Origin of the sequence: Streptomyces sp. NPDC057486 (assembly GCF_042802415.1) — a bacterium.
GTDB classification, from domain to species: domain Bacteria; phylum Actinomycetota; class Actinomycetes; order Streptomycetales; family Streptomycetaceae; genus Streptomyces; species Streptomyces yanii.
In genome coordinates, this window is sequence record NZ_JBHVEE010000051.1 from 46,915 (window position 1) to 62,199 (window position 15,285).

General features: G+C 70.8%; 17 protein-coding genes. 10 read left to right on the top strand and 7 right to left on the bottom strand.

The window, feature by feature from the left end:
* Positions 1-29: 29 nt before the first annotated feature.
* Positions 30-530 carry a nuclear transport factor 2 family protein gene (locus tag ACFU6I_RS23685; RefSeq protein ID WP_345511828.1) on the bottom strand — a complete coding sequence of 167 codons (501 nt, stop codon included), beginning with the start codon at positions 528-530 and terminating at the stop codon, positions 30-32.
* Between the two features lie 102 nt (positions 531-632).
* Positions 633-1,496, bottom strand: coding sequence for a universal stress protein (locus ACFU6I_RS23690; protein ID WP_384370132.1), 864 nt, complete (start codon positions 1,494-1,496; stop codon positions 633-635).
* Positions 1,497-1,765: 269 nt separating this feature from the next.
* Between ACFU6I_RS23690 and ACFU6I_RS23695 the strand changes: the two genes are divergently transcribed.
* Both ACFU6I_RS23695 and ACFU6I_RS23700 read left to right on the top strand, forming a co-directional pair.
* A complete protein-coding gene (locus ACFU6I_RS23695) occupies positions 1,766-2,590 on the top strand; it encodes a hypothetical protein (RefSeq protein ID WP_384370135.1) in 825 nt (274 codons plus the stop codon).
* A 103-nt stretch (positions 2,591-2,693) separates the two neighbouring features.
* On the top strand, positions 2,694-3,488 hold the full coding sequence (locus ACFU6I_RS23700) for an SDR family oxidoreductase (RefSeq protein WP_384370138.1): 795 nt from the start codon (positions 2,694-2,696) through the stop codon (positions 3,486-3,488).
* 584 nt (positions 3,489-4,072) lie between these two features.
* Here ACFU6I_RS23700 and ACFU6I_RS23705 read toward each other — a convergent pair.
* Positions 4,073-4,945 (bottom strand): undecaprenyl-diphosphate phosphatase, encoded by an 873-nt coding sequence (locus ACFU6I_RS23705; RefSeq protein WP_384370141.1) that lies wholly within the window; start codon positions 4,943-4,945, stop codon positions 4,073-4,075.
* A gap of 229 nt (positions 4,946-5,174) precedes the next feature.
* The gene (locus tag ACFU6I_RS23710) at positions 5,175-5,888 is read right to left on the bottom strand and encodes a TVP38/TMEM64 family protein (protein ID WP_384370144.1); all 714 of its coding nucleotides are present in this window, start codon (positions 5,886-5,888) and stop codon (positions 5,175-5,177) included.
* 49 nt (positions 5,889-5,937) lie between these two features.
* Here ACFU6I_RS23710 and ACFU6I_RS23715 point away from each other — a divergent pair, with 49 nt between their 5' ends.
* The 5 genes from ACFU6I_RS23715 (at position 5,938) to ACFU6I_RS23735 (ending at position 9,950) form a co-directional block, all read left to right on the top strand.
* Complete coding sequence (locus tag ACFU6I_RS23715) at positions 5,938-6,654, top strand: DNA alkylation repair protein (RefSeq protein WP_384370147.1); 717 nt, start codon at positions 5,938-5,940, stop codon at positions 6,652-6,654.
* An 83-nt stretch (positions 6,655-6,737) separates the two neighbouring features.
* Positions 6,738-6,905, top strand: coding sequence for a hypothetical protein (locus ACFU6I_RS23720; protein ID WP_384370150.1), 168 nt, complete (start codon positions 6,738-6,740; stop codon positions 6,903-6,905).
* Positions 6,906-6,998: 93 nt separating this feature from the next.
* Complete coding sequence (gene tuf / locus ACFU6I_RS23725) at positions 6,999-8,168, top strand: elongation factor Tu (RefSeq protein ID WP_037690479.1); 1,170 nt, start codon at positions 6,999-7,001, stop codon at positions 8,166-8,168.
* A 68-nt stretch (positions 8,169-8,236) separates the two neighbouring features.
* A complete protein-coding gene (locus ACFU6I_RS23730) occupies positions 8,237-9,082 on the top strand; it encodes a patatin-like phospholipase family protein (RefSeq protein ID WP_384370152.1) in 846 nt (281 codons plus the stop codon).
* 22 nt (positions 9,083-9,104) lie between these two features.
* Positions 9,105-9,950 carry a spermidine synthase gene (locus tag ACFU6I_RS23735; protein ID WP_384370155.1) on the top strand — a complete coding sequence of 282 codons (846 nt, stop codon included), beginning with the start codon at positions 9,105-9,107 and terminating at the stop codon, positions 9,948-9,950.
* Here ACFU6I_RS23735 and ACFU6I_RS23740 read toward each other — a convergent pair.
* Together ACFU6I_RS23740 and ACFU6I_RS23745 are read right to left on the bottom strand one after the other, a co-directional pair.
* Entirely contained in the window at positions 9,912-11,216 is a 1,305-nt protein-coding gene (locus tag ACFU6I_RS23740; RefSeq protein ID WP_384370158.1) for an MFS transporter, read from the bottom strand. The two genes, ACFU6I_RS23735 and ACFU6I_RS23740, sit on opposite strands and share 39 nt — an antisense overlap.
* 63 nt (positions 11,217-11,279) lie before the next feature.
* Positions 11,280-12,317: a hypothetical protein gene (locus tag ACFU6I_RS23745; protein WP_384370161.1), complete on the bottom strand. Its 1,038-nt coding sequence runs from the start codon at positions 12,315-12,317 to the stop codon at positions 11,280-11,282.
* 168 nt (positions 12,318-12,485) lie between these two features.
* On the opposite strand from ACFU6I_RS23745, the gene ACFU6I_RS23750 reads away from it, so the two are divergent.
* On the top strand, positions 12,486-12,923 hold the full coding sequence (locus tag ACFU6I_RS23750) for a DUF4442 domain-containing protein (RefSeq protein ID WP_384370173.1): 438 nt from the start codon (positions 12,486-12,488) through the stop codon (positions 12,921-12,923).
* 155 nt (positions 12,924-13,078) lie between these two features.
* Positions 13,079-13,738 carry a DedA family protein gene (locus ACFU6I_RS23755; protein ID WP_384370164.1) on the top strand — a complete coding sequence of 220 codons (660 nt, stop codon included), beginning with the start codon at positions 13,079-13,081 and terminating at the stop codon, positions 13,736-13,738.
* A gap of 43 nt (positions 13,739-13,781) precedes the next feature.
* On the opposite strand, the gene ACFU6I_RS23760 is transcribed toward ACFU6I_RS23755, so the two are convergent.
* Positions 13,782-14,312: a gamma carbonic anhydrase family protein gene (locus ACFU6I_RS23760; RefSeq protein WP_384370167.1), complete on the bottom strand. Its 531-nt coding sequence runs from the start codon at positions 14,310-14,312 to the stop codon at positions 13,782-13,784.
* 144 nt (positions 14,313-14,456) lie between these two features.
* Between ACFU6I_RS23760 and ACFU6I_RS23765 the strand changes: the two genes are divergently transcribed.
* Positions 14,457-15,194: an acyltransferase gene (locus tag ACFU6I_RS23765; protein WP_384370170.1), complete on the top strand. Its 738-nt coding sequence runs from the start codon at positions 14,457-14,459 to the stop codon at positions 15,192-15,194.
* The last annotated feature ends 91 nt before the right edge of the window (positions 15,195-15,285 follow it).

Here is a 15,285-nt window from a genome sequence, read left to right on the forward strand (position 1 = left end):
CCAGAGGGAGGTGGGGCCGTTGGCGGGGATCAGCCGGGAGCGAGCTCCCCGGTGAGGCTGCGCCATTTCTCATGGACGGCCACGGTGCGGATCCGCCAGCCGATCTCCGTGCGCAACAGCCCGAACGCGTACCGGCCGCCGGAGACGAAGTTCGGTGCCGTGTTGCTGTCCGCGGCCCCGGTGGCGCCGTCGTCGGGCGTACCCCTCAGCCGCATCGGGTTGAGGTAGTCGGCCTGCACCTCGGCCCGGTCGCCGGGATAACCCCCCAGGTCCTGGAGGTCCAGCCGACGGTTGACGATCAGATGCTGTCGTACGGGGAAGAGGCGCATGGTTTCCGCGAGCCACTGCGCGACCTCGGCTGCGGGTCCCTCGATGCCGCCCGCGCCGCGGTAGTCGGCGCGACCGTCCGGGGTGAACAGCTCCCGGTAGTCCTGCCAGGCGCTGTCGTCCACCGCCACCGCATAGCCGGTGATCACTGCATCGATGGACAGCTGGTCCATCACGGTTGCGAGAGCCACGCGCTGCGTCATCCGGTCAGTGTGTGCCCGCCGACCGCCGAGGCCAAGGGCCGTGCACGCGCGGCAGCGGTCCGGTTCTGATCCGGACGCCCGGGGTCCGGCACGGTGCGTGTCTCAGCAGGGGACCACGGCCACCGGCCCGAGTGCGTGCGTGAGCGTCGTCTGTGCGACCGGGGACAGCCCGAACCCGAGCTTCTCGCCGCCCTTTCGCCGCCCGATCACGGTGAGCGCGGCGGTTGCCGACGCCGTGACCAGGGTGCGCGACGCGGAGCCATGGGTCGGCTCCAGCACGAGCTCGACCTGCGGGTATTTCTCGCGCCGGCCTGCGGTGAGCTCCGCGAGGGTGCGCTCGGCGGCGCCCGCCGCCGCGTCCCGGTCGAAAGCGGGTCCGCCGGAGAGCATCGAAGAGAACATCGTCCAGCCGTGCACGATCCGCAGCCGCGCGCCGGGCCGGGCCGCTGCCGCCTCGAACGCGAACTCCAGTACCGCCTCGCTGCTCTCGTCGGCAGCCACTCCCGCGACGATGTCCGGGAATGTCTCCGCCGCGTCCACCGCGTCGTCGTCCCCCCGACCGCTGTGGATGACGACGACCGGGCACGTGGCCATCGAAGCCGTCGCAAGGCTGTTCGAGCCGATCAGCAGGGACCGGAATCCGCCCAGACCGCGGGAGCCCAGCACCAGCAGCGACGCGTTCCCGCCGAGCGACGTCAGCGCGGCCACGGGGAAGTCGAGCGGGCTGAGCGTCGACGGGTGCAGGTCCGGAGCGATCCGCGACACCCGCCGTACGGACTCCGCGAGCAGTTCGTCGGCCTCTCGCTGCTGCGCCTCCTGGACGGTACGCCGACCGGGGATCCGGGCATGCACGATCGTCAGCGGAAGTCCTCGCCGGCCGGCTTCACGCGCGGCCCAGTCGAGGGCCTCGTAGCTGTGCGAGGAACCGTCGATGGCGGCGATCACGGGAAGCTCGGTGGTGGTCATGGAGTCCTCCAGAGTCCGGCGGTGCATGTCCCGGGCCGATACGCGAACGCAGCATCCGGCAGGAACTTTCGGTCCTTTTCTACCCTGTGCGTCCGAGGCCCGGCCCTGCGGGTGCAGGACCGGCCGCTTTCCGGCACCGGTCGGCGGCGGGACCCGGACCACCGCCCGGACCTGTTCCGTACGGGTGACGACCGGTACTTCGAGGGGCGTACGTCGGCTGCCTTCGGACGTACGACGACGCCGGGCGCCTCCCGAGGCATGCTCCGGGCATGGAGAACCAGCCCGCAGGGGCCACCACGACAGTGCCGGTGCGCCGTAGCGCAGCCGGCGCATCGCCGACCGCGCCCGTCTGGCGGAATGCGCGCCCGGTGGAGCGCCTCTGCTACGGGACCGGCGTGCTCCTCATCGTCTCCGGGCTGCTGCATCTGATCGTCTTCGCCGTCGACGGCGGCTCCTGGGACGGCCCGGTGTCCTGGCGCAAGCCCGTCACCTTCGGGGTCTCGTTCGGACTGACGCTCATCGCGCTCTGCTGGGTGGCGTCCTACCTGCGCATACGCCCCCGTACGCGTACCGTGCTGCTCGCGCTGTTCGCCGCCGACTGCGTGCTGGAGGTCGGCGGCATCACGCTCCAGGCGTGGCGCGGCGTACCGTCCCACTTCAACATGGAGACCCCCTTCGACACGGCGGTCTCCATGGCGCTGGCCGTCGGCGGGGGAGTGCTGGTCGTCATCCTCACCACCCTCGCGGTCGCCTCGTTCGTCAGTCGCCCGGACGGGCCGACGGGCATGGCGCTCGCCCTGCGGGCCGGTTTCGCGATCCTGGTGGTCGGGCTGCTGTCGGGAGCGGCGATGATCGCCCGTGGTGTCTATCTGACACGCACCGGCCATCAGTCGGCCGGCTACGACTCCACGGCATCGGTGAAGCCACTGCACGCGGTGAGCCTGCACGCGATCCTGGTGCTGCCCCTGCTGGCCGAGGCGCTGGCCAGAACCTCGTGGAGCGCCCGCACCCGCCGTACTGTCGTCCGCGCCGCCGTGGGGTGCTGTGCGGCCGCCGTGGGCGGGGCACTGGTGTGGGCGGTCGTCGCGTACTGACGAAGGCGGTGCAGGCGGCCGGGCGGTGAGGAGGCGGACTCGGGGCACATGATGCAAGCTGCGGAAAGGGCAACGGGCCGGGGGTGAACCGCGAAAGGCGATCATGAGCGCGAGGGATGCGAATGTCGGGGCCTCGGCCGAACCGGGCGACGCAGCGCTGTCCGGTTGCGCCGCGCTGGTGACCGGCGCCTCGAGCGGCATCGGGGCGGCCACCGCCCTGGCACTGGCCCGGCAGGGTGCGGCGCTCGCGCTGGTCGCGCGTCGAGCCGACCGGCTGGAGGAACTGACCACCGCGATCCGGGACCGGGGCGGCTCGTGCGTCGCCCTCACCGCCGACCTCCGCGACGCGGCACAGGCCCGTCGTGCCGTGGAGGACGCCGCGGACCGGTTCGCACGGCTGGACGTATTGGTGAACAACGCCGGATACGTGGCGATCGGAGCCGTGGAGGAAGTCGACCCCGAGGAATGGGACCGGATGGTCGACCTCAACCTCAAGGCCGTTCTGCACATGTCGCAGGCAGCGCTGCCGCACCTGCTGCACGCGGCTGCTGACGCCCCGCGCCGGGTCGCCGACCTGGTGAACGTCAGCTCGCTCGCGGGCCGGGTGGCCCGTAAGAACAACAGCGTCTATTCGGCGACGAAACACGCGGTCGGAGCATTCAGCGAGGCCCTGCGTCAGGAGGTCACGGGGCGCGGTGTCCGGGTGGGCCTCGTCGAGCCGGGGATGACCACGACGGAGATGTCGACCGGCGCCGGGTTCGCAGCCGCGCGTGGTCTGCCGCAGAGCACGTGGCTCGACGCCGAGGACATCGCCCGGGCCATCGCCTTCATGGTCACTCAGCCGCGGCACGCGGCGGTCAACGAGATCATGGTGCGCCCGACGGCCCAGGAACACTGAACCGATGTGCTGACCGCCTGCTCCACGGTCCCCGTATCGGCACCGCCCTCCAGGGGCACGGCATCAGGAGTCTGCGAAGGAGGCCGGCAAGCAGCCGACTTCCACGGGGCAGTGCCGAGCGCCACCCGCGCACAGGGCCGACCAAACGTCTTGGGTCACGCCTCTATCCCTGTGGCTGGTTCCGGGTGCATCGTTGATCACGCGGGACCTCCGAAGCTTTCGGGCTCAGGTATCCCGTTCGGGCCGTCCTGTGCTGCGCGGCAGGCAGGGCCCGCCGCCCCTCCCGACCCTCCCCCGGGAGGGTCTGCGGCTGCGACGAGGCGAGTCCGGCCGGCCGCTGCCCGCATCGGTCGCAGCGCTAGTGCCCCTCCCGGCAAGCTTTGCCCCGTCGCGCCGCCCGGCACGCGCTCCCCCAAGGCCTCAAGGGCCAGGGGGGACCCCCTTCCGCGTTGGCCAAAAGCCCTGGTAGCTCAGCTCTCAACTCCGTTCGAGCAGGGGAGACCCCATCCAAGGACTTCCGGCCGCCTTGCGATCACACGCACCGGACGGCGCTCCTCATGGGGCAAACATTGCCGGTCAAGGCACTAGCCCGCCGACTCACCCGCGTGCGGGCTCAGCACACCGGTTGCCACCAGGGCGAAAAGCACCAGGCCCAGCAGTACGCGGTAGATGACGAACGGCATGAAGCTCTTGGTCGTGATGAACTTCATGAACCAGGCGATGACCGCGTATCCGACCGCGAAGGCGATGAACGTCGCGAAGATCGTCGGCCCCCACGACACGTGCCCCTCGCCCGCGTCCTTCAGCTCGAAGACTCCCGAGGCGAGCACCGCCGGGATCGCGAGGAGGAACGAGTAGCGGGCCGCCGCCTCGCGGGTGTAGCCCATCAGCAGACCGCCGCTGATCGTGGCGCCCGAGCGGGAGACGCCGGGGACCAGGGCCAGCGCCTGGCAGAAGCCGAAGATCAGGCCGTCCTTGACGCCGAGTTCCTTGAGGGACTTGCGCTCCCTGATCGCCCGGTGCTTGCCGCCCATCTCGTCGCGGGCGGCGAGACGGTCGGCGATGCCGAGGACGATGCCCATCACGATCAGGGTGGTGGCGATGAGGCGCAGGTCGCGGAACGGGCCCTCGATCTGGTCCTTGAAGGTCACGCCGAGGACGCCGATCGGGATGGAGCCCACGATGACGAGCCAGCCCATCTGCGCGTCGTGGTCGCTGCGCATCGACCGGTTGGTCAGCGAGCGGAACCAGGCCGAGACGATCCTGACGATGTCCTTCCGGAAGTAGATGAGGACTGCGGCCTCCGTGCCGATCTGGGTGATGGCGGTGAACGCCGCACCCGGGTCGGTCCAGCCGGCGAATGCTGCGGTGAGCCGCAGATGCGCGCTGGAGGAGATCGGCAGGAACTCGGTCAGTCCCTGAACAAGGCCCAGGACGAACGATTCGAACCAGCTCATGGGGCTTTGGCCATCCCGAAAGTGATCGTGCATCGGACGACGGCCTGCAGGGCCGTCGACAGCGTGCGGATTGCGGTCATATGGGGGACGGGCCACGGCGGGCCCGGTGATCGTCTGCGGTGCGCGGGCAGCGTATCGCCCTTGGATGAACGGGGTGACTACTGCCCCCGCACCCACGGTCGACCCCCGGTGGCGTCAGGGTGGCTCCGGACCGCAGTCCGGTTCGGGTTCAGTCCGCGGCGAGGCGGTGCCGCTTGCGCCAGGCGACGACGGCCGCACCGACGCCCGTCAGCACGATGAAGCCCATCGCCGCCAGGAACGCGGGCGATGTCGGGGACGAGGCCTCGCTGCCGGCGACGACGTAGGCGGCGGTGTTCGGGATCGAGCCGAGCCCTGTGGCCACCAGGAACGGCGGATATCCCATCCGTGAGACCGCGGCGCAGTAGTTGGCGGCGGCGAACGGGACCCCTGGGAACAGCCGCAGCGCCAGCATCGAACGGAAGCCGTGCCGGCTCAGCTGCCCGTCCGCAGCCTTCAGCCAGCGCCCGCGCACCAGCGTACGGAGCGCGTCCTGCCCCAGCACCCTGCCCAGCCCGAACGAGATGCCCGCGCCCAGCACCGTGCCCGCCAGGGCCGCGGCCAGACCGGCCTGCGACCCGAACAGGGCACCCGCGGCGAGGTTGAGGAGCGGCCGCGGCACGAACGCCACGGTGGACACGCCGTACGCGAGGCCGAACAGCAGGACCGCCGTGGCGCCACCGCTCAGCTGCGCCGGCCAACCGTGGGCCAGGAGGCGCTGGGGATCGAGGAGCAGCGTGGTCGCCGCGGCGGCCAGCAGCACGGCCACGAGCAGCGAGAACCGGGACCAGGGCGAGAGCAGCGCCCTCGTGCAGCGCACGGCGAGGCCGGTGGCGGGCCGGGCGGCGGGGACGGGGTCGAGCATTCGGGGAGAGTAACCGACACCTGTGCGTGATCGCCGTAATGTGCACCGTATGAGACTCGCAGCCGAAGCCGCTCCCGGCGTGCCGCCGAGCGAGCTCGCCGACACTGTGCTTGCGCGTCTGACGGCCGTCTACCCCACGGCCGCCGATCCCGCGCGGGCGGCCTCCGCCGCCGCGTACATGAAGAACGTCGCCCCGTTCCTCGGCATCCCCGCCTCGCAGCGCCGGGCCCTGTCACGTACGGTCCTGGACGGCACGGGGCGTCCCGACGAGGCGGACTGCGCGGCCGTCGCCCTGCGTTGCTGGAAGCTGCCCGAGCGGGAGTACCAGTACTTCGCAGCCGACTATCTGCGCCGCCACGCTCCCCGCTGCTCCTCCGGGTTCCTGCCCGTCGTACGACACCTCGTCTCCACCGTCCCCTGGTGGGACACCGTCGATGTGCTCGCCGCCCATGTCACAGGACCGCTCGTCGCCGCCGCCCCGGAGCTGAAGGCGGTGATGGACGAGTGGATCGAGGACGACAACCTGTGGATCGCCCGCACCGCCCTGCTGCACCAGCTGCGCTACCGGGACGCCACCGACGCCGAACGGCTCTTCGGCTACTGCCTGCGCCGGGCGGATCACCCCGACTTCTTCATCCGCAAGGCGATCGGCTGGTGTCTGCGCGAGTACGCCAAGACCGATCCGTGGGCGGTACGGGACTTCGTCGACGGCGCCCGGGACCGGCTTTCGCCGCTGTCCGTACGTGAGGCCATGAAGCACCTCTGAGGCGCGGTCGGCGCCGAACTCCCTTTCCGGGCCCGGCGGAAAACCATTCGACGGGATCACGGCCGTGGGCCATGATCGGACCCATGTTCCGGTACGCCTTCCTCGCAGCGCAGTCCGCAGTCGCGGACACGCCGAAGGCTGCCGTCATCCCGTCCTTCCTCGCTGCCACCGCAATCACCGCGGCAGCAGCCGCAGTCGACGCAGCAGCGTTCAGCGCTGCCGCAGCGCCCATCGGCGGCGCCCGAAGCTGACCCTCCCCCGACAGTCCGGCGGACCCCGTAAGGGGAGGGTCGGCGGGGCCCTGGGGTCTTCTCTCTCAGCTTCGAGTTTCCAAGGAATGAGCCATGCCCAAGACGGCATACGTGCGCACCAAGCCGCACCTCAACATCGGCACCATGGGCCACGTCGACCACGGCAAGACCACCCTGACAGCCGCCATCACCAAGGTCCTCAGTGACCGCGGCACCGGCACGTTCGTCCCGTTCGACCGCATCGACCGGGCGCCGGAGGAGGCACAGCGCGGCATCACCATCAACATCGCGCACGTCGAGTACGAGACCGACACCCGGCACTACGCGCACGTCGACATGCCCGGTCACGCCGACTACGTCAAGAACATGGTGACCGGCGCCGCACAGCTCGACGGGGCGATTCTCGTCGTGTCCGCGCTCGACGGGATCATGCCGCAGACCGCCGAGCACGTCCTGCTCGCCCGCCAGGTCGGCGTCGACCACATCGTCGTCGCCCTCAACAAGGCCGACGCGGGCGACCCGGAGCTGACCGACCTGGTCGAGCTGGAGGTCCGCGAGCTGCTCTCCGCGCACGGCTACGGCGGCGACACCGTCCCCGTCGTCCGCGTGTCGGGACTGAAGGCGCTGGCAGGCGACCCGCGTTGGACCGCGTCCGTCGAGGCGTTGCTGGACGCCGTCGACACATACGTACCGATGCCGGTGCGCTACACCGACGCGCCGTTCCTGCTGCCGGTGGAGAACGTCCTGACCATCACCGGCCGGGGCACGGTCGTCACCGGAGCCGTCGAGCGCGGCACCGTACGCGTCGGCGACCGGGTCTCCGTGCTCGGCGCGGACATCGAGACGGTCGTCACCGGCCTGGAGACCTTCGGCAAGCCGATGGAGTCCGCGCAGGCCGGTGACAACGTGGCGCTGCTCGTACGCGGGGTGGAGCGCGACCGGGTCCGCCGCGGCCATGTGGTGGCGGCGCCCGGCAGCGTGACGCCGAGCCGTCGTTTCACCGCGCAGGTGTACGTCCTGTCGGCGCGGGAGGGAGGCCGGACCACGCCGGTCACCACCGGCTACCGGCCGCAGTTCTACATCCGTACCGCGGACGTCGTGGGCGACATCGACCTCGGCGAAGCGGCGGTGGCGCGCCCCGGCGACACGGTCACCATGACCGTCGAACTGGGCCGTGACACCCCGCTGGAGTCCGGGCTCGGCTTCGCGATCCGCGAGGGCGGCCGCACAGTCGGCGCGGGCACCGTCACCGGTCTGCTCTGATCCGGGCGCCGGGTCCGCCTCCCGACCCCACGGGACGCGGACCCGGCGCCATGCGCGAGACTGACGGCATGGCAGACATTGCACTGGTACTCGGAGCAGGCGGCGGCACCGGCGGCGCCTGGGAGACCGGAATCCTGCACGGGCTCGCCGAGGCGGGCGTGGATTTGTCCACCGCGGATCTCGTCATCGGAAGCTCTGCCGGGGCCCTCGTCGGCGCCCAGCTCTCCTCCGGACTGATCGGCCTCCCGGAACTGTACGAACGTCAGTTGGCCGATCCGCAGGGCGAAGTCGGCGGGAAACTCGGCACCGTCACCCTCATGCGCTACGCCCGCGCGGTGCTGACCTCCCGTACCCCGGAGGCGTACGGGCAGAAGCTGGCCCGGATGGCGCGGGAGACCCGGACCGCAATCACCGCGGCCGAACGGCGGGAGCTGATCGCGGGCCGACTCCTGTCGCCCGACTGGCCCGAGCGGCAGCTGCGGATCACCGCCGTCCGCGCGGACACGGGTGAACTCCACATCTTCGACAAGGACAGCGGTATCCCGCTCGCCGACGCCGTCACCGCCAGCTGCGCCGTCCCCGCGGTCTGGCCGGTCGCCACCATCGACGGGCAGGGCTGGATCGACGGCGGGGTGTACTCCCCGGCCAACGCCCATCTGGCCGCAGGGTACGAGCGCGTCGTCGTCATCGCACCGACGGCCAGTGGAAACAAGGTGATCATCTCCCCCCGGTCCCAGGCCACCGACCTCGAAGCGAAGGGCGCCCGGGTCGCGGTCATCACCCCGGACGCGGCCGCCAAGAAGGCATTCGGCCGCAACCCCCTCGACCCGAGCCGCCGGGCCGCCGCCGCCCGCGCCGGACTCGCGCAGTCCGCGGCGCACACCGAAGCGGTCGCCGCGGTCGTCGGCAGCTGAACCGGCACCCCACAATGGGGGAGTGAACGACCCGATACCCGTGATCCGAGAAGTGGACCAGGGCACCGCCAGACTCCTTCCCGACGTGGACCGGGACCGGGCCTGGCTGCTCACGGTCGACGGCGCACCCCAGTCGTACGTCGACCTCGACGATCCGGTCCACCTGGAGTTCGAGTACGCCCGACGGCTCGCCCATGTCCTGGACTGTGCCGCGGAACCGGACGCCCCCCTCGACGTACTCCACCTCGGCGGCGGCGCCCTCACCCTGCCCCGCTATGTCACCGCGACCCGGCCGGGGTCCCGGCAGGTCGTCGCCGAGGCCGACCTGGGCCTGCTCGCCCTGGTCGCCGAGCAGCTGCCACTCCCCGACGACAGCGGCATCACCGTGCACGGCACCGACGCCCGCGGGCTGCTGGAACAGACGCCGCCCGGCACCGTCGACGTCCTGATCGCGGACGTGTTCGGTGGATCGCGCGTGCCCGCGCACCTCACCTCCGTCGAGTACGCGCAGGCGGCCTGGCGGGCTCTGCGGGACGACGGCGTCTATGCCGCCAACCTCGCCGACGGCGCACCCTTCGCATTCCTCCGCTCGCAACTGGCCAACTTCGCCACGGTCTTCGAAGAGCTCGCGCTGATCGCCGAACCGGCGGTACTGCGCGGCCGGCGCTTCGGGAACCACGTCCTGGTCGCCTCCCGCAGCCCCCTCGACACCGCGGCCCTGGCCCGCCGCTGCGCCGCAGACGTCTTCCCCGCCCGGGTCGAGCACGGAGCCGGTCTGGTCCGGCTCATCGGCGCGGCACGGCCGGTCGGGGACGCCGACGCGGTCGCCTCACCCGAGCCGCCCGACGGTTCCTTCGGTATCGGTTGACAGCGTCTTCCCCGACGCAACCTCGACGGTTGCGGTCCGGCGGGTGAGGTTGCGTACGTCGGGTACGAGCAGCACGGCCCCGGTGCAGAGCACGACCAGCGCCGCGCAGCCCCACAACGCCTGACCGCGCCCGACCAGGTCCTCCACCGGGCCGGCGACCGCGGTGGCCAGCGGCAGCATCGCCACCGATCCGAACCAGTCGTACGCCGACACACGCGACAACTTCTCCTCCGGGATCTCCTGATGCAGGGCCGTCATCCAGGAGACGCCGAACACTTCGATGGTCACGCCGCTGACGAACATCACGGCACTCAGCCCGGTCACCGGCAGTGGCACCGCCAGCGCCGCCGACGGCAGGGCCAGCGGGAAGACGCAGAGCGTCCCGGCGAGCAGGAGCCGCCGGGGTTTCCAGCGCATCATCAGCAGAGCCCCGCACAACGTGCCGACCCCGAAGGCGGCGAGCGCGAATCCCCAGGGGCGGGCGCCACCGAGCTCGTCCCTGGCGACCAGTGGCCCGTACACCGACTCGGCGGCACCGACCACGGCGACCACCACCGAGAATTGCGCCACGATCGACCACAGCCAGGGGCGGCCGATGAACTCCTGCCAGCCCTCTCGCAGATCGGACAGGAGTCCGCCGCCCGGCTCCCGCGGCGGGATGTGGGCGACATCCAGGAAGGCGCGCAGCGCACCGGCCACCGCGAAGGCCGCCGCGTCGACGGCCAGGACCCATCCCGGATTCATCGCCGCGATCATGGCACCGCCGAGCGCGGCACCACCGATGGCGGCCCCGTGCATCGACATCCGGAAGAGCGCGAAGGCGCGGCCGGCCTGTTCGCCACGGACACTGGACATCAGCATGCCCTCGGCCGCCGGGTTGAAGAACGCCTGCCCGGTACCGCACAACGCCGTGAGCAGCATCATCTGCCACAGCTTCGGGTCGCCGGCCAGGACCAGCCAGGCGAACACGGCCTGCGAGACACAGTTGAGCCCGTTCGCCGCCACCATCACCCGGTGGCGCGGCACCCGGTCCGCGATGGCGCCGCCGATGAGCAGGAACAGCACCAGCGGCGCGGTACGGGCGGCTGCCACCAGGCCGACGTCGCCGCCGTCGCCACCGGACTGCAGAACGGCGAACGCCGCCGCGATCAACGCACCGTGGGTACCCAGGCCGGTGATGATCGCGGCGGCGGTCAGCAGACTGTAGTTGCGGCCGGCCCAGGCGGGGCGGCGGATGCGGGGACGGGGGATGCCGACAGGAGTCACCGAGGAACTATCGCTGCCGGGCCCCCGCCCTGCCAAATGCTTTGTCGGAGCAGGTGGAACGGGTCAGGAGGCGGTGACTTCGGTCAGCCGCACCGTGCTGAGGATCTTCATGATCGTGGCGTCCGGGAGCTCGTCCTTGACGGAGTCGGCACCGTAGAGGACCCAGGAGGAGAAGTCACCGTTCTTGTTCTTGAAGGTGAAGGCGAAGGTCTTGCCGTCGGAGTCGCACTTCTTCTTCTTCGTGACGTTCGGGGCGGTGGCCGTCACGAGGCTGCCGGTCAGACCCGACTGGGTGGTGTACTTCTTCGCCTTGGTGAACTTGATGGTCTTCTGCGGCATGTGCTGCGCGTAGGCGGCCCAGACCCAGGTCCCGGCCTCGCTGTGGGCGTTGGCGTCGGCGTCCGTGGCGCCCTCGGCGCCGCGGGTACCCGCACTGGCCAGGCTGTACTCCTCCTTGGTGCCGTCCTTGTCGTCGTCGTCGACGCACCACTTCTTCTGGAAGTACGCCGGCGCGGAGAAGCCGATGAGGGGTGAGCCGTCGCCCTTCTTGTCGTCCTCGAAGTACGAGAACGTCCCGGGCGAACCGACTTCCCAGTCACCGGGTACGTCGAACTGGGTGCCCCACTTGGGGTTGGTGACGACCTTCCAGCCGGCGACGAGCGGCTTGGCGTCCCCGTCGGTGGTCCGCGGGTTCGGCACCGCGGAGGACGTGTCGGCGGACGGCTTCGCGGGCGACGACGTCCCGCCGTCGGCGACGTCGGTGCCGCCCTTGTCGTCCTTGTTCATCACCACGACGCCGGTGACCACGGCGGCCACGACCACAGCGGTGGCTGCGACGATGGCGACGATGGTTGTCTTCTTCTTGTCGTCGCCCCCGGGCTGCGGTGCACCGGGCGGGCCGGAGACCGCGTACTGCGGCACAGTGGGCTGCTGGTACGGGTTCGGCTGCGGATATCCCGGCTGCTGCCCCGGCTGGCCATGCTGCTGATATCCCGGCTGCTGATAGGGATTCGGCTGTTGGTACCCCGGCTGCTGATACGGGTTCTGATTCTGGTTCTGCGGGTTTTGCTCGCCCCCGGGCGGCTGCTGTCCTGGCCACATGGCGAGTAACCATAGAGGGGCGGCGGCCGGTCGACTACGCCCGCCCCCGTGAAGGAACGGTCGAGACGGTGGCCACGCGGATGCCGAAAGGGGAACGTGCGGGCGTGATCCAGGCATGGCCAAACACTCCTACCCGTGAGTAACCTTCGATTCATGAGCACTGAACAGATGGCAGTCGGGGACATGCTCCTCGCGACGGTTCCGATGGCCAGGACCCTCAACCTCGAGTTCCTCGAGACGACCCCGGAACGCGCGGTCGTCCGGATGCCGGACCAGGCCGACTACCACAACCACGTCGGCGGACCGCACGCCGGAGCGATGTTCACGCTCGCGGAGTCGGCCAGCGGCGCGATCGTCATCGCCGCCTTCGGAGACCAGTTGTCCCGCGCCGTACCGCTCGCCGTGAAGGCGGAGATCGGCTACAAGAAACTCGCGATGGGCGTCGTCACCGCGACCGCGACCCTCGGCCGGCCGGTCGCGGAGGTCGTCGCCGAACTCGACGCGGGCAAGCGGCCCGAATTCCCCGTCGTCATCGAGATCCAGCGTGCGGACGGCGCGGTCACCGGCGAGATGACCGTCGTGTGGACGCTCCGCCCGAACGCCTGAGGGACCTGCCTCCCCAGCCGGGCCGTCCCACCCCGTCGAGGGTGCGGGGCGGCCCATTGCGCTGTCCGGGCAGATGGCACGACAGGTAGGCTGCCCGCCGTGCGCCGAGGAGTTGCCCGGCGGGCGACGGCACATCAGCACGGGAGGTACCGGCGTTGCACATCCAGGAGTGGCTGGAGACAGTCCCCGCGGTCAGCGTGTACGTCCTGGTGGGCGTCGTCATCGGTCTGGAGAGCCTGGGCATTCCGCTGCCGGGCGAGATCGTCCTCGTCAGCGCATCGCTGCTGGCCGCCGGACACAGCGGCATCAACCCGGTGATCCTCGGTGCCTGCGCCTCCGCCGGGGCGATCATCGGGGACTCGATCGGATACGCCATCGGCCGCAAGGGCGGCCGGCCGCTCCTCGCCTGGCTCGGCGGGAAGTTCCCCAAGCACTTCGGCGAGGACCAGATCGCCATGGCGGAGCGGTCGTTCCAGAAGTGGGGCATGTGGGCGGTGTTCTTCGGCCGCTTCGTCGCGCTGCTGCGCATCTTCGCCGGACCGCTGGCCGGCGTCCTGCGCATGCCGTACTGGAAGTTCCTGATCGCCAATGTGCTCGGCGGCATCGTCTGGGCGGGCGGCACCACGGCCGTCATCTACTCGGTCGGAGTCGTCGCCGAGGCCTGGCTCAAGCGCTTCTCCTGGCTCGGCCTGGTGGCCGCCGTGCTGATCGGGCTGACCTCGATGCTGGTCCTCAAGAACCGCGCCAAGAAGGCGGCGGCCCAGTCCGCGGAACGTACGGTGGCAGAGCCGGGGACCGTACCGGCAGCGGACTGAGCCCGGGCGGCCCGGCTCACCGGGCCGCCCGTTCGTCCGTCACTCAGCCCTCGTGCGCCTGACGGTGCGCCTTGGCCAGCTCCACGTACCCGGCGGCATTGAACGTGATGCCTTCGAGCTCCTCCTCGGTCAGCTCCCGCTTGACCTTGGCGGGCACGCCCGCGACGAGCGAGCCCGGCGGCACCTGCATCCCCTGCGGGACCAGCGCCTGCGCCGCGATCAGTGAACCGGCGCCGATGTGCGCACCGTTGAGGACCGTGGCCCCCATGCCCACGAGAACGTCGTCCTCGACGGTGCAGCCGTGCAGCACGGCGTTGTGCCCGACCGAGACGCGCTCGCCGACCGTGACGGGGAACCCGGGGTCGGCATGGACGCTGCAGTTGTCCTGGATGTTGCTGCCGGCGCCGATGGCGATGGGAGCGCAGTCGGCCCGCAGCACGGCCTGGTACCAGACGCTGGAGCCCGCGGCCAGGGTCACCTTGCCGATCACGACCGATGTCGGCGCGGTGAACGCGTCCGCGTCGATGTCCGGCTCGTGGCCGCCCATGCCCGTGATCAACGCCTGCTCTGCCATCGCCCGTTCCTCCGTGTCTCCGACCGTGGTTGTCCGTTCGCGCCAGGGGAACCGTATGCGACAGTCGCGCGGCCGCCGGCGAGTGGGGTGAACATCACAAGGGGCCGCGGTGACCGGTCAGGGCGCGCCGACTACGGTGAGCGAGTGCCCAAGAACAGCAACACGTTCTCCTCCCTCACCGCCTGGCGACGGCGCCTGCTGTCCCGGGCCGTCCACCGCGGCTGGCGTGCCGTGCAGGAGGCGGGCGCGATCACCGCGGAGCACCCGGGCGGGCTGCGGTTCGGCCGTATCGGGGAGGGGACCCGGCTGGCGTTCCCCCAGGGCACGGTCTTCGGGGAGCCGTGGATCGAGCTCGGCGACCACTGCATCATCGGCGAACAGGTCACCCTGACCGCCGGACTCATGCCGGACCTGGACCTCGGCTCGGAACCCATCCTGACCCTGGGGGACGGGGTGGTGCTCGGCCGAGGCAGCCACGTCGTCGCCGACACCACGGTGACCATCGGGTCGAACACGTACTGCGGGCCGTACGTCTACATCACGTCGACGAACCACAGCTACGACGATCCGCACGAGCCGGTCGGCCGGCAGTGGCCGCGCATGGAGCCGGTCGCCATCGGACCCGGCTGCTGGATCGGCACGGGTGCGGTGGTCCTGCCGGGAGCCAGGCTCGGGCGCAACGTCGTGGTCGCGGCGGGCGCGGTGGTACGTGGCGAGTTTCCGGACCACGCGGTCGTGGCCGGTGCGCCCGCACGCGTCGTACGCAGCTGGGACCCCGAGAAGGGCTGGCAGCCGCCCCTGCGCACGCCCGCCCCGGTGCCGATCCCGGCGGGCGTGACGCCCGAGCAACTGCTGGCCGTCGCGGAACTGGAAGACAGCTAGTGTCTTGTGATTCCGTCAGCATTACTTGATCTTGTGTGGCAGGGTCTCTTGGTATGGAGCTGTCCGTGGAACAGGCCGCCGAGTTGCGGGC

What these genes read in the sequence shown, in the direction of transcription:
- ACFU6I_RS23685 (WP_345511828.1), bottom strand. Translation starts at nt 530, where the DNA reads ATGACGCAGCGCGTGGCTCTCGCAACCGTGATGGACCAGCTGTCCATC.
- ACFU6I_RS23690 (WP_384370132.1), bottom strand. Translation starts at nt 1,496, where the DNA reads ATGACCACCACCGAGCTTCCCGTGATCGCCGCCATCGACGGTTCCTCG.
- ACFU6I_RS23695 (WP_384370135.1), top strand. Translation starts at nt 1,766, where the DNA reads ATGGAGAACCAGCCCGCAGGGGCCACCACGACAGTGCCGGTGCGCCGT.
- ACFU6I_RS23700 (WP_384370138.1), top strand. Translation starts at nt 2,694, where the DNA reads ATGAGCGCGAGGGATGCGAATGTCGGGGCCTCGGCCGAACCGGGCGAC.
- ACFU6I_RS23705 (WP_384370141.1), bottom strand. Translation starts at nt 4,945, where the DNA reads ATGAGCTGGTTCGAATCGTTCGTCCTGGGCCTTGTTCAGGGACTGACC.
- ACFU6I_RS23710 (WP_384370144.1), bottom strand. Translation starts at nt 5,888, where the DNA reads ATGCTCGACCCCGTCCCCGCCGCCCGGCCCGCCACCGGCCTCGCCGTG.
- ACFU6I_RS23715 (WP_384370147.1), top strand. Translation starts at nt 5,938, where the DNA reads ATGAGACTCGCAGCCGAAGCCGCTCCCGGCGTGCCGCCGAGCGAGCTC.
- ACFU6I_RS23720 (WP_384370150.1), top strand. Translation starts at nt 6,738, where the DNA reads ATGTTCCGGTACGCCTTCCTCGCAGCGCAGTCCGCAGTCGCGGACACG.
- tuf (WP_037690479.1), top strand. Translation starts at nt 6,999, where the DNA reads ATGCCCAAGACGGCATACGTGCGCACCAAGCCGCACCTCAACATCGGC.
- ACFU6I_RS23730 (WP_384370152.1), top strand. Translation starts at nt 8,237, where the DNA reads ATGGCAGACATTGCACTGGTACTCGGAGCAGGCGGCGGCACCGGCGGC.
- ACFU6I_RS23745 (WP_384370161.1), bottom strand. Translation starts at nt 12,317, where the DNA reads ATGTGGCCAGGACAGCAGCCGCCCGGGGGCGAGCAAAACCCGCAGAAC.
- ACFU6I_RS23750 (WP_384370173.1), top strand. Translation starts at nt 12,486, where the DNA reads ATGGCAGTCGGGGACATGCTCCTCGCGACGGTTCCGATGGCCAGGACC.
- ACFU6I_RS23760 (WP_384370167.1), bottom strand. Translation starts at nt 14,312, where the DNA reads ATGGCAGAGCAGGCGTTGATCACGGGCATGGGCGGCCACGAGCCGGAC.